This is a genomic window from Ferrithrix thermotolerans DSM 19514, assembly GCF_900128965.1.
GTDB classification, from domain to species: Bacteria; Actinomycetota; Acidimicrobiia; order Acidimicrobiales; family Acidimicrobiaceae; genus Ferrithrix; species Ferrithrix thermotolerans.
The window spans coordinates 1-11,621 of sequence record NZ_FQUL01000051.1 but is presented as its reverse complement, the minus strand read 5'-3'; the positions used below and the strand labels follow the sequence as shown (position 1 = coordinate 11,621).

Here is an 11,621-nt window from a genome sequence, read left to right as displayed (position 1 = left end):
CCTCGGCAAGCTCTTTGATCACCAGCTCTTCGGTGTGTCGCTTGGATTTCATGGTGTTTTCCTCCACATCTACTTCGGAGGCAAAACTCATATATCGGGTGGGTTAGTTTCTGGGGAGCTCCTCACTGGTTTGGGTATGCGTCAAAGGGTGAGAAGAGCTGTGCGATCTCACTTAGTGCTTTTTGGCTGTTGAGGAACTGACTGGCATTGTACCAATTGAGGTTTGTTGCAAACATAACCGCCGTACATATCTCGCGCCGAGTCTCTGGTGAGTTGCCAGTTCCTGAATATACCGATCCAATGTATGGGTTCTTGGTGTCTTTGACCTCAGAAGCCAACGGGTTGGACTTATATGTGATGATACTTAATGGATCTAGAACCGTTACGACTTTGGGATAAAACGGCGTTGCGATCGAGTATGAGCTGTATGTAGGCAGATAAGGATCTCTTGCTTTTTGTGCCGCCGTCCGCGTTAGGGACCGCTGCGAAGTACTTGAGGTTGTGCCACAAGCTGATACGCCGTTGCTGTAGATAGGGACAAAGTAAACCCCCTTGCGATCTCGCTCTTCCGGTCGAAAAACCTAGACCACCTCTAGTCCCTTGCCTAGCGAGTAGGTGTGCCATCCAAACGACATAAGAACAGAGGTTAGGCTTCTACGTCGCGCCATCTGAGATAAATGAGACATTGGCACTAAAGAGAAGCAGTTGAGATCGCATCGACTCATATCTTGAATCGATATCCTCGAGCACCTTGGTTCCAAGATACTTAGATGGACCGATCTTGAACACCTAAGCCTATCAGCCTCGTGGCTGGCGGAGGAGGGCTCGAACCTCCAACCTCCTGATCCAAAGTCAGGCGTTCTGCCAGTTGAACTATCCGCCAAATAACTCTTCAATACTAACCCACAAACTTGTCTGTTCGACACGACTAGGTAAACATAAGAGCTAAAGCCACGCAACCGCTTTCGACAAATTGCGGACTTTAGCTATAAGTTACACCAAAGCCGCACTAAGTACTAGGAACTCCTGCTAGGTTATGCAAGTCATGGGTTCACTTATTAAAAAACGGCGCAAGCGAATGAGGAAGAAAAAGCACAAGAAGATGCTTAAGAAAACTCGCTGGCAGCGTCGCGCAGGCAAGTAGTAGCTTCCGGGGCACGATAGTGCCCCGGGCTTCACCTACTGCCGTCTATGTGACCCTTCTCCCCTCACACTATGCACCCTCCACACAACGAACTCATACTCCCCGAGACTTATGGTGGTAGAAGAGTTCGGAGATACCTGCGTTAGCTCACAGGCGCGATCAAAGACGTCCGAGTCACTCTGATCGAGAAACAACGTAGATCCACTTCCAGCCAGGTTGACCTCGGACCCAATGAGGGTACAGATCTCTTCGAAACGGCCTGAAAGTTCCTTAGAGGCAGCAAGTGCCGCCTTTCTAAGGTCGTTGGCAGAGCCGTCTGAACCAACCTCGTCGTAGAGGCGATATATCGTCCCTGTTGGACAAAGCACCGGGGAGAGGAAGAGGAGGAACTCCTCCTCTACAAAGGGCAAGGATTCGACCAGATCGCCAAAGCCATGAACGTGGGCACGTCCACCGCGAATACAAAACGGTAGATCAGCGCCGATGGACGCAGCTAGATCGACTTTGTCTTCTTGACCGAGAAGTCTAAATACAGCTGCTGCATCAGAGGAACCTCCTCCAAGTCCGGCCCCAAAGGGTATCCGCTTTGTAAGAACAACTCCGGCTCTGACACCTAAAGCCGTAAGAGCCTTACGTACGAGGTTAGAGTTGTCTCTTGGGATTGGACCAAACCTCTCCTCAAGCTGGGTTAGATAACCATCTGGATCGACGACGTCAAAGACAGCAGGGTTATCGACCAGCCTCACTTCGTCAAATAGCGACACTGTGACCATCTCTGCATCTATTAGATGCAGTCCGTCTGGACGCACACCCACCACAGCAAGTCTCCTTGTCAGCTTTGCCGGAGCCAGTGCAGAGCAGGATCCTAATTCGTCTTTCATACGATACTCTCAAGCAGCGCGACTTTACCTAGGTGAATCCAGTCCTCCACATCTAGATTCTCGGCCCGTAACGTCGGGTCAAGTCCTGCAGCTTCTAAGAGCTTTTCTCCTCCGAAGCTTTGCAAGGATCTTCGAAGCATCTGTCTGCGGTGCGAAAAACCAGTCCTGACCAAGGCAAAGATTTGATTGTACTCAGACGTAGAGACGTTACGCTCACGACATCGATCGATCAACACTACAACTGAGTTAACCTTGGGCTTTGGAACAAAGACGGAAGGAGGAACCTTCATTACGACTCTAGGATCTCCAAAGTACCTAACCTTAACCGATAGAGCCGAATAGTCCTTGGATGATACGGTAGCGCAGATCCTTTGCCCAACCTCGTGTTGAACCATGAACACTAGGCGCCCGACCATTGGATATCTCTCTAGAACCTTCACAATCAGGTGTGAGGCGACGTTATAGGGGAGGTTCGCAGCCAGCACATAGTCCTTATCTGGCTCGAGATACTCGCCTATGTCGTCGTTGAGAGCATCAGCGTGGACCACCTCTACGTTGGTAATATCACGTCTCCGAAGGACAGCGTGCAAGGGATCAATAACGTATCGATCCAGATCGATAGCCACGACACGATCAAAGTAACCTGCGAGAAACACCGTAAGCGACCCTAGTCCGGGACCAATCTCAAGTGAATTTCTACACCCAGTTTCTGCTGCAAGGTGGGCGATCTTCTCCGATATGTTCGGGTCTGTGAGAAAGTTTTGTCCTAGGGCCCTAGAGGGCGAGAGAACCCCCTCCGTCATCATCGAGCGGATCTCAGACGCTCCAACACCTTCTACCACCGACTACGCCTCTCGCTCGTTCCCTCTCTAAAGACGCAGACTAATCCCCTTCGCCGAGGTAGTCCTAAGCTAAAACCCTGGTTCTGCGAGACTGAAAATGCGACGCTTCTAAATCGCAAAGGCTTTCCTTGTGTTGCGCCACGTGAGATCTTTAAAAGCTGCCACGTCTAGGTCTAAAAGCTCAGCCAAAAAGGTCCCCGTCAAAGAGACGTTACCGAAGAGGTTTGGCTTTCCTCGAAGAGGTACCGGCGTGAGATAAGGGGCGTCTGTCTCAACGAGCACGAGGTCACGACGGGCAACCTTCGCCGCTGCTCGTAGTTCGTCGGAGTTTTTAAAGGTCACAATGCCAGAGAACGACATGTAGATACCAAGATCGTTTGCAACTTTAGCCTCTTTTTCTGTTCCCACGAAACAATGAAAGATAACCCTACGAGGAAGTTCAACGGAGCTTAGGACCTCAAAGGTATCGTTCCACGCATCACGTGTATGGATCACGAGCGTCTTGTCGTACCTCAGGGCAAGATCGATCTGGGCCTTGAAGATCTCGATCTGGTTAGACCTAGGCGAGTGCTCATAGTAGTAGTCAAGGCCGCACTCTCCAACTCCCACCACAAGATCATCGTCGTCCTCATTGATCAGCTGCTCCAGCGCCCTAACTCCAGCCATGCCGCTTGCAGCTGCATCGTGAGGATGAACACCAACAGATCCGTAGCAGACAAACTCTGGAGCGATCCTTCGCATCTGCTTTAGGTAAGACATTACGCCCCTTGACTTCTCTGGCGTCGTACCAACCGCTATCAGTCCAGCAACATCACGCTCTTTGGCATATGCAAGCTCCTCTTCAATAACGTCAAGCTCGGGATGACAGTGGCTATCGAACCAACTCACAAACACTCCTTATCGTCGTAGAGAGACAAGGGCTGCAGAATCAACCCAGTTCAAGTCTCGGAAACAAAGGCGCCTCTTTTTTGATCGCCTTTCCGCCTTCGTATCTTCCAAACTTCAGATCGGATCTAAGATCTGACGACATGTCTGCACCTAGCCTTGAAAGAACCTTCATAGAGGACTCAGGCGTAGCTGGCAAAAGTAGCAACGCTGCGGTTCTGATGAGTTCCAAGACGGAGCCGAGCACAACCTCTATCTTCTCGGTAGAAGAAGACTTCCATGGTTCCTCCTGTTCGAGGTAGACGTTTGCGCTCCTTAGCAGATCCATGACCGACTCCAGCGCCGCATAAGGCTCAAAGCTCTCCCACGCCTCTACCGCCTTTTCGACCCGCTCATCAAAGCAAAATACCTCCGGAGCATCTACTGGCGCACCGGGGGTTACTCCATCTAGCTTTGAGATCACAAGAGCAAGACTTCGCTGGAGCAGGTTCCCGAAGTTATTAGCGATATCTGAGTTATAGGTTGCGACCATGCCCTCGAGTGAGAAGTCGCCGTCGGAGCCGATGTGGGTCTCTTTGAGCATGTAGTAGCGCATGGTGTCGACCCCGAAGTCGCGAGCAATCGCAATTGGATCGACGCTCACCTTGGTGTTACTCTTAGATATCTTTGCGCCCCCCGCTAACAGCCAGCCATGTACTATGAACTGTTTAGGTGGATCGATCCCCGCAGCCATACACATAGCCGGCCACCATACGCAGTGAAACCTCAATATGTCCTTACCAAGTACGTGGTGGACGTTCCCCCAGAGACGCTCAAAACGCTCTTCATCCATGCCATAGTCGATACCGGTAAGGTAGTTGATTAGAGCGTCGTACCAGACGTAAAAGACGTGATCAGGGTCCCAAGGAGCAGGAACACCCCAGTCGATAGAGGTTCTGGTGATGGAGATATCCTCTAACCCTTGGTTTATAAATCCCAGAGCCTCGTTACGTCGGCTTGAGGGAACCACGGCACTTGGGTTGTCCTCGTACCACCTCCTAAGAGGCTCCTCAAAGGCCGAGAGGCGGAAGAAGTAGTTCTCCTCACTCATCTTTTCAACCGCTCTGAGATGGGTAGGGCACTTATCCCCTTCTAACAGCTCTGACTCGCTATAGTAGGCTTCACAAGCCACACAATACAACCCGCTGTATAGAGACTTGTATATAAAGCCGTTTTCGTAGATCTTTTTCAAGAACCTTTGAACCGTCTCATAGTGAGCGACCTCGGTAGTTCTTATGAATCGGTCGTAGGACATGCCAAGTTCGGTCCAAGCGTCTTTGAACCTCTCCGACATGGCATCAACCCACTCTTTAGGGGTCATGTTGTGCTCGGCTGCAGACTGAGCGATCTTGAGGCCATGTTCGTCGGTGCCGGTGAGGAAGAAGGTTTCTCGCCCTGCTAGTCGATTCCATCGTGCCAAAGCGTCTGCTACGACCATGGTGTACGCCGTTCCAACGTGTGGAACCGCGTTTACATAGTAGATGGGGGTCGTTATATAAAAAGACTGTGGAGATAGTGCGCCCATAAAACCTTTGCCCGAAACCTTTAAACCTCTGCTACTTGATGGTACTACCCGTCTACGAGTACGTTCACGACACTAACCATAGATAAAACCTAGCAACGCCAAAGCACCTCGGTCCCCTTATTTGCCCATCTGCGACTTGAGATCCCTTTGGATCTCAATACCTATGTCGTAGTACCTTGACTTAGATACTCCAAATACCTCAACCAGCACCTCCAAAGCAGAGCGAACCCCGATACCCTTCTTGAGCATCTCAGTTAGTAGCTTTATGTTACGGTCATCATCATCTGCGTTGTCTCCCTCCGCTCCTTCTAGGGCAATTGAGTACTCACCTCTCAGAGGCGAGGCTACCACCTCGCTCATCACCGACTCAAGCGTTCCATAAAAAAGCTGCTCATACATCTTGGTCATCTCTCTTCCCACAACAGCTTTCCTGTCAGATCGATAGGTATCAAGAAGATCTAAGAAAGTCTCTTGCACTCGATGTGGCGCCTCAAAGAAGATCGTCGCCTCCGACCTCTTTGAGAGGTCTGATAAAACCCTCATCCTCTCGGATCTCTTTGCCGGCAAAAATCCATGGAAGTAGAACCGATCGGAGCGAAAGTTACACACAGAAACGATCGCAGTAACAGCGGAAGGTCCCGGGACCACATGGGGAGCGTACCCTATAGACACAGCTGCCCCCACCATGTTTCTTCCCGGATCGGAGACGTTTGGCGTACCAGCATCGCTTAGAAGCGCCACGACTTCGCCCTCTTTCAACCAAGAAAGAAGGTGTTGCTCACCTACCGCGTTGGCGCCCCGAAGAGAGTAGAGTCTCTTCTTCTCAATACCGAGCAGGCGTAGCAGATTAGCTGTGACACGGGTGTCTTCAGCCAGAACCCTATCTGCCTCTCCTAGGACCAAAAGAGCCCGCGCAGATATGTCCGAGAGGTTTCCAATAGGCGTCGCCACTACGTATAAGCCGCCGCCAACTCTTTCTAGCAAAACCCGTCACAGCCCTTCCACTAACTGAAGCTCATCTCCGACCTTTACCCCCCAAAGACCCGCCACCGCAGAGGGCGCCAAAACAAGCCAGTGCGCCTTTGTTGGAATCAGCATAAAGCGTCCGGGGTGCAAGGAGCCGAGAGAGATAACCCGCATATCCTTATCAAGAACTAGGAGGATCGTAGAACCTCTTAGATTAGTAAGAATTGGAGATCTCAATGCTGGCGTGACGACAACGTCTTGCGTTCCAAGAAAGATTCGCAAACAGCCCCTTACCACATTAACTCGCTTCGCCGAGGCCAGTACCAAACCGCTGTTCAACAGCCATGACATACACCTACAAACTACACAGCACCCACCCTCTTTTTAGCCCTTCGCCAACTTCTCATTTCTTTACCTACACACAGAACAAAGCAGCTAACAAGGCGGTACGATAACGGTATCGACACCAACAACGCACCGTGACTTCCAACAAATACGCCGAGTAACCCATAGATATTCGTCCAAGAGCGTTAACTTCTTAGTCCCTTAGCCAAGGACCCCGCCTAGCCCATCGCCGTTGTAACGATCTACACTCAGCACGAGCTAGAAGGACCACCGGGGCACTCACTAAACAACTATGAGTAGCAAAGTAGATGATTGGGAGACTTAGGCAGAACACTTAGGCTATGCCGACTATAGTGAGTGGGCTATGTCAAAGAGAACCAACAAAAGAAAGCTTAGAACCAAGAAGAAGGCCAACCACGGCAAGAAGCCGAACTGCGGAAGAGGCTAGAAACAACGCCTGTTCAAGACCTTAGGTCACCCGTATCAGGGCTTGAACAGCATTAGGTAGAACGCAATGACGTATAACACGGAGCAAAGTGCAGAGGCTCTCTCTATCGTTTTTGCTAGCGACCCTACTGATGCATCGCCGATGGAAAGAGCCGAGTGAAGCCTTCTCTCTGTCGGAAGAATCTTCATGAATGCTGCCGCACCCGAGACAACCCATATGAGAACTGCAGCGTCAAACCAGACCTTAGTAACGTCGTGTAAGTTGCCTTGTCCTACGAAAAGGACCAACATCCCAAAGACTGGCACAAGCCCTACGAACATAACGGCTGTATTTCTAGATCCGTCAAAGTATCTACTCGTTGACTCTGAGGGGCCTTCCCTCAACAGCTTCCGAGCGAAAACTCCACTGAAGATCACTCCTCCGTATCCGAGCATCCCAACTAAAACATGGGCAATTAAGAGAGTATCGTATATCGGCGAACGGTTAGAGAGCACTAGGGTTCCCCAACTTCACCGCTATCTTCCCCAGAGTAACAGCGGCTTCTTTCACCTCTGAAACCAAAGATTCAGAGTCGAAGCTCACGCGCACCGACGACCTGACCTCCTCCTTGCTCATCCCCATGCTCAAAAGCACATGGGAAGGCTTTAGAGCTCCCGATGCACACGCAGCTCCTGCAGCTATCGCTATTCCTTCGTAGTCTGCCAGAAAGATCATCTCCTCGTTTCTAACTCCAGGAAAGTAGATATTTACGATCGAAGGAATCGCCCTAGTACGATCACCGTTTACCCTAAACTCTGCTCCCGAGTCCACTAGTCCTTTGAGAAAGGCATCTCTAGCTATAGTTGTCTTCGCCCAGCTCTCATCAACTCTTTCTCTCGCCTCAATCAGTGCAGCAGCACTCGCAGCTATCGAGGCGACGTCCTGTGTCCCGCTACGTTTCTCAAACTCTTGTGCGCCACCCTCTATTATCGCCGAGACTGATTTGGGGTCCTTCAGATAGAGCACCCCCACTCCCTTTGGGCCGTGAAACTTGTGCGGTGATATAACCATCATGTCACCGAAACTAAAGAGCCACGACAGATCAAGATAGGACACCGCCTGGACTGCATCGATCAAAATCTTTGCTTGTGGCGCATATCTGCGTACGATCTCTGTCGCCTCTTGTAAAGGCTGCATCACACCGGTCTCATTGTTTACAGCCATCAGGGCAAAGAGTCCAACTGACGTCGCTTGATCTCTTACTATCTTTTCGAGGGCCTCCAGATCGATAGTTCCATCTACCGCTCCAGGAACCTTTTCAACCTCAAAAGACGAGGAGGCAGGGGAAAGCACACAGCTGTGCTCTTGCGCTGAAATCACCGCAACACGCCGAGTCGTCCTTAGGCCCTTTATCGCCAAGTTGCTCGCCTCGGTCGCTGAGGAGGTAAAAATGGTACCATCCACCCTTGCACCTACGGCCTTTGCAAAGATCTCTCGCTTTTCCTCCAGCACAGCTTTGGCATTTTGAGATATATGGTGCTGACCGTTCGGATTCCCGAAATAGCGCCTTTGAACCCTGAGGTACTCCTCAAGCGCTCTATCCGACATCTTCGTTGTCGCTGCGTAGTCAAGATAGATACTCACCCTATAGATGTTAGTGAACTGGATTTGCCCAATCACTTCTGCGATACATTTACTCAGGGGAGGCTCACCTTTGTACTATGCAAGCGTTTCAGGGAAGGCCAAATCCGCTAATTACAACAGAGCTGTAGTGCTTATCCTCGCTAAGATAAGTAACTAGGTCAGATCGCTCGGTCGTCAACTGTTGCAGTAGATGAAGCAGTCAGAAGGAAGATTATGAAGTCCAAAAATCAGCTCAGGTTAGATCCATTGACTGGGCGGTGGATCGCCGTTGCAGAGGGTCGGTCTTATCGTCCATCTGCGTTTTTCCCTGCACCGGCGAGCGAACACATACCATCGGACCGTAACTGTCCATTCTGCCCAGGAGCCGAGGAAGATACTCCACCGGCGCTTGAGACCTACGGTCCCTCTGGAAGTTGGACGGTCAGGGTTGTTCCAAATCTGTACCCCGCCTTTAGCGGAGATGAACCCATGGTTACCGTCTCAAAGGGACCAGTGTTTACGCAGGCGCCGGCTTCAGGCATACATGAAGTCCTCATCCTCTCTCAGGATCATAAAGCCACATGGGCAGATCTTGATGAGGACCAGATTGGGGTAGTAATGGCTGCAATGAGAGACAGGATGGACGCACACCTTCATTCCAACGTCATCCGATACTCGCAGATAATTCTCAATCAAGGTCGAGCAGCCGGCGCCTCGTTGGAACACCCCCATGCACAGCTTTTAGGTATATCCTTTGTCCCAAGAGAACTCGCCGACGAACAGGCCGGGTTCTCCAGGTTCGTAGGTGGTTGTCTGTTGTGTGCTACAGTAGAGTTGGAAAAGACGATCGACGAGAGGGTGGTCGTCGAGGAAGAAGAGGCTACAGTAATCTCCCCTTTTTGGGCACAAAGTGCATTTGAAATGCTGATCGTACCTAAAAGTCACGGCCCTCATCTTCATATCTCTTCGCCATATGAACTAAAGTCCACTGGGATTGCAATCAAAAAGGCTCTTAACAAGCTGCGCAACCAAGTGGGAGACGTAGCTTATAACCTCGTGTTTCACTCATCTCCTTATCGTGCCATTGGAAACTTTCACTGGCACATCCACCTGTTCCCAAAACTAACCACTAAAGCCGGCTTTGAGCTAGGCACCGGAGTATCAATCAATATCGTCTCACCTGAGCTCGCCACCAAAGTGCTGCTTGGAACCGAGGCGATCGACGGGACAAAGAACTAACGAGAAAGTGTCGAACACGCACTATGCAGATAACGATCAAGAGAACTCTCCCATACCCCAAGTCAGTTGTCTGGAGTGAGATATCCAAGATCGAAAGACATGTCCTATGGATGGGGGATGCAGAGCGAATAGATTTCATAAGCGACAGCAGAACGGGAAAAGCTACCGAGTTCAACTGCATTACCAAGGTTGGTCCCATAAGAGTTACAGACCGGATGAAGGTTACAGGATGGGAAGAGCCAAATCAGATAACAGTTGCGCACAAGGGGCTCTTCAAAGGGGAAGGAACGTTGTCCCTCAAACACCTATCACCGGAGTTTTGTGAGATAACTTGGAGCGAGCACATAACGTTTCCACCCCTATTTCTCGGCCCCATAGGTGCTCAGGTCGCAAAACCCATATTAGAGAAGATATGGGGCAATAACCTCAAACAGCTAGAAGCCCTTTTAAAGACATCGAGCTAGATAGAAACCTAGGCGAGTTCTTTATCTGATACTCTATAGAAGATGGGAACGAATAAAGCCACAGTCTCAGGAGTTGTCGACTTTCAAGGGTTCAGTACATGGTACGAGATACACCTTCCAGCCCATCAAACGCAAGGAAAGTTACCCCTGCTCGTTGCACATGGAGGTCCCGGGGTCCCTCATAACTACCTTCTCTCCATCTCAGACATAACCGACTTTGGGCGTCCCGTGGTCTTCTACGACCAGCTAGGGTGTGGCAACTCTACCCACTTACCGGATAAAGATTCATCTTTTTGGACTCCTGCTCTATTTGCCGCAGAGCTAGACAACCTGGTAAAGAAGGTGGGGTTACTGTCTAATGGTTATCACCTACTCGGACAGTCCTGGGGAGGGATGCTCGCCCAGGAGTTCGCAGTGCAAAAGCCTCGCGAACTACGCGCCCTCGTATTGTCGAACACCACAGCTTCATTCCCCGCCTTTCAAGAGGCTGCCCAGCGGTGGATCTCGGAGCTTCCCAAGGATGTACAGGAGGCACTAACAAAACACGAAAAAGCAAAGACTTACTCAGACCCTGAGTACCTAGCAGCTTGCGATGTATTTTATCGAAGGCACGTCTGTCGGCTTGACGCTTACCCCCCAGAGGTCCAACGTTCCTTTGACCTCCTTGACGAGGATCCAACGGTGTATCACACGATGAATGGACCGTCTGAGTTTCACGTAATCGGCACAGCAAAAGACTGGAGTTCTATAGATCGGCTGCACCTGATCGAAAACCCAACCCTGCTAATTTGTGGCCGTTACGATGAGGCTGCCCCCGAGATTCAAACTCCCCTCCTCAGAGGTATCACTAACTCAACTCTCCACATCTTTGAGAACTCCTCGCATATGCCGTTTTGGGAAGAACGTGACCTCTACATGGAGGTAGTTGAAAGCTTCATATCGGAGCACGACTAGCTCGAGACTACTGCAGCACCAACGATAGGCTCATTCAGGTTATATAGGTCAGCAGACCCCAGGTAAACAGCTTCACCAAAGTCATAAGCGCTCCCCTGACCTGTAACCATAAGATACCCTCCAAGATGCGTGCTTGAGATACCTACCACCAGTTCACCTAGGGCCGTACCCCCCAAGGAGCCATCGAACGTCGCGTCTCCAAAGCTAAAGACTCCACCGTCTGCAGCTACCAACCAATAGCCCTTTCCATCTGGAGTAGATGCCATGCCGACTACTGGAGCGTTTAG

15 protein-coding genes and 1 tRNA gene are annotated in these 11,621 nt (G+C 50.7%); 5 read left to right on the top strand and 11 right to left on the bottom strand.

All coding sequences use genetic code 11. The features are described 5' to 3' along the window. Positions 1 to 122: 122 nt before the first annotated feature. Both BUA24_RS10955 and BUA24_RS10950 read right to left on the bottom strand, forming a co-directional pair. Positions 123 to 338: a hypothetical protein gene (locus BUA24_RS10955; protein ID WP_072792466.1), complete on the bottom strand. Its 216-nt coding sequence runs from the start codon at positions 336 to 338 to the stop codon at positions 123 to 125. A 469-nt stretch (positions 339 to 807) separates the two neighbouring features. Beyond that, positions 808 to 883, bottom strand: a tRNA-Gln gene (locus BUA24_RS10950). A gap of 162 nt (positions 884 to 1,045) precedes the next feature. On the opposite strand from BUA24_RS10950, the gene BUA24_RS10945 reads away from it, so the two are divergent. Further along, positions 1,046 to 1,144, top strand: a complete 99-nt coding sequence (locus BUA24_RS10945) for a 30S ribosomal protein bS22 (protein WP_072792468.1) — start codon at positions 1,046 to 1,048, stop codon at positions 1,142 to 1,144. A gap of 35 nt (positions 1,145 to 1,179) precedes the next feature. Here the strand turns inward: BUA24_RS10945 and BUA24_RS10940 are convergent, their stop codons facing one another. From BUA24_RS10940 to BUA24_RS10915, 6 genes are all read right to left on the bottom strand, one after another. Then, entirely contained in the window at positions 1,180 to 2,025 is an 846-nt protein-coding gene (locus BUA24_RS10940) for a 4-(cytidine 5'-diphospho)-2-C-methyl-D-erythritol kinase (protein ID WP_072792464.1), read from the bottom strand. Further along, positions 2,022 to 2,867, bottom strand: coding sequence for a 16S rRNA (adenine(1518)-N(6)/adenine(1519)-N(6))-dimethyltransferase RsmA (gene rsmA, locus BUA24_RS10935; protein WP_072792462.1), 846 nt, complete (start codon positions 2,865 to 2,867; stop codon positions 2,022 to 2,024). The genes BUA24_RS10940 and rsmA overlap by 4 nt, the downstream gene beginning before the upstream one ends. Positions 2,868 to 2,975: 108 nt before the next feature. Further along, entirely contained in the window at positions 2,976 to 3,755 is a 780-nt protein-coding gene (locus tag BUA24_RS10930; protein WP_072792460.1) for a TatD family hydrolase, read from the bottom strand. 40 nt (positions 3,756 to 3,795) lie between these two features. Next, positions 3,796 to 5,316, bottom strand: coding sequence for a methionine--tRNA ligase (metG, locus tag BUA24_RS10925; protein WP_072792457.1), 1,521 nt, complete (start codon positions 5,314 to 5,316; stop codon positions 3,796 to 3,798). A gap of 117 nt (positions 5,317 to 5,433) precedes the next feature. Continuing rightward, the gene (gene rsmI, locus BUA24_RS10920; RefSeq protein ID WP_072792455.1) at positions 5,434 to 6,300 is read right to left on the bottom strand and encodes a 16S rRNA (cytidine(1402)-2'-O)-methyltransferase; all 867 of its coding nucleotides are present in this window, start codon (positions 6,298 to 6,300) and stop codon (positions 5,434 to 5,436) included. A gap of 6 nt (positions 6,301 to 6,306) precedes the next feature. Then, entirely contained in the window at positions 6,307 to 6,633 is a 327-nt protein-coding gene (locus tag BUA24_RS10915; protein ID WP_072792453.1) for a hypothetical protein, read from the bottom strand. Between the two features lie 358 nt (positions 6,634 to 6,991). On the opposite strand from BUA24_RS10915, the gene BUA24_RS13470 reads away from it, so the two are divergent. Further along, positions 6,992 to 7,075, top strand: a complete 84-nt coding sequence (locus BUA24_RS13470) for a 50S ribosomal protein bL37 (RefSeq protein WP_419187304.1) — start codon at positions 6,992 to 6,994, stop codon at positions 7,073 to 7,075. A gap of 35 nt (positions 7,076 to 7,110) precedes the next feature. Here BUA24_RS13470 and BUA24_RS10910 read toward each other — a convergent pair whose 3' ends face one another. Both BUA24_RS10910 and BUA24_RS10905 read right to left on the bottom strand, forming a co-directional pair. Next, entirely contained in the window at positions 7,111 to 7,569 is a 459-nt protein-coding gene (locus BUA24_RS10910) for a hypothetical protein (protein WP_072792451.1), read from the bottom strand. After that, entirely contained in the window at positions 7,559 to 8,698 is a 1,140-nt protein-coding gene (locus BUA24_RS10905) for a cysteine desulfurase family protein (RefSeq protein WP_143146534.1), read from the bottom strand. The genes BUA24_RS10910 and BUA24_RS10905 overlap by 11 nt, the downstream gene beginning before the upstream one ends. A 213-nt stretch (positions 8,699 to 8,911) precedes the next feature. Here BUA24_RS10905 and galT point away from each other — a divergent pair, with 213 nt between their 5' ends. The 3 genes from galT to BUA24_RS10890 are packed head-to-tail and all read left to right on the top strand — an operon-like array spanning position 8,912 to position 11,334. After that, positions 8,912 to 9,916, top strand: coding sequence for a galactose-1-phosphate uridylyltransferase (gene galT / locus BUA24_RS10900; protein WP_072792447.1), 1,005 nt, complete (start codon positions 8,912 to 8,914; stop codon positions 9,914 to 9,916). 23 nt (positions 9,917 to 9,939) lie between these two features. Continuing rightward, on the top strand, positions 9,940 to 10,380 hold the full coding sequence (locus BUA24_RS10895; RefSeq protein ID WP_072792446.1) for an SRPBCC family protein: 441 nt from the start codon (positions 9,940 to 9,942) through the stop codon (positions 10,378 to 10,380). Between the two features lie 42 nt (positions 10,381 to 10,422). Further along, positions 10,423 to 11,334 carry a proline iminopeptidase-family hydrolase gene (locus BUA24_RS10890; RefSeq protein ID WP_072792444.1) on the top strand — a complete coding sequence of 304 codons (912 nt, stop codon included), beginning with the start codon at positions 10,423 to 10,425 and terminating at the stop codon, positions 11,332 to 11,334. Here the strand turns inward: BUA24_RS10890 and BUA24_RS12635 are convergent. Beyond that, on the bottom strand, positions 11,331 to 11,621 hold a 291-nt coding region (locus BUA24_RS12635; RefSeq protein WP_178138813.1), incomplete at its 5' end, for a hypothetical protein. The two genes, BUA24_RS10890 and BUA24_RS12635, sit on opposite strands and share 4 nt — an antisense overlap.

What these genes read in the sequence shown, in the direction of transcription:
- BUA24_RS10945 (WP_072792468.1), top strand. Translation starts at nt 1,046, where the DNA reads ATGGGTTCACTTATTAAAAAACGGCGCAAGCGAATGAGGAAGAAAAAG.
- BUA24_RS10940 (WP_072792464.1), bottom strand. Translation starts at nt 2,025, where the DNA reads ATGAAAGACGAATTAGGATCCTGCTCTGCACTGGCTCCGGCAAAGCTG.
- metG (WP_072792457.1), bottom strand. Translation starts at nt 5,316, where the DNA reads ATGGGCGCACTATCTCCACAGTCTTTTTATATAACGACCCCCATCTAC.
- BUA24_RS10915 (WP_072792453.1), bottom strand. Translation starts at nt 6,633, where the DNA reads ATGTCATGGCTGTTGAACAGCGGTTTGGTACTGGCCTCGGCGAAGCGA.
- BUA24_RS13470 (WP_419187304.1), top strand. Translation starts at nt 6,992, where the DNA reads ATGTCAAAGAGAACCAACAAAAGAAAGCTTAGAACCAAGAAGAAGGCC.
- galT (WP_072792447.1), top strand. Translation starts at nt 8,912, where the DNA reads ATGAAGTCCAAAAATCAGCTCAGGTTAGATCCATTGACTGGGCGGTGG.
- BUA24_RS10895 (WP_072792446.1), top strand. Translation starts at nt 9,940, where the DNA reads ATGCAGATAACGATCAAGAGAACTCTCCCATACCCCAAGTCAGTTGTC.
- BUA24_RS10890 (WP_072792444.1), top strand. Translation starts at nt 10,423, where the DNA reads ATGGGAACGAATAAAGCCACAGTCTCAGGAGTTGTCGACTTTCAAGGG.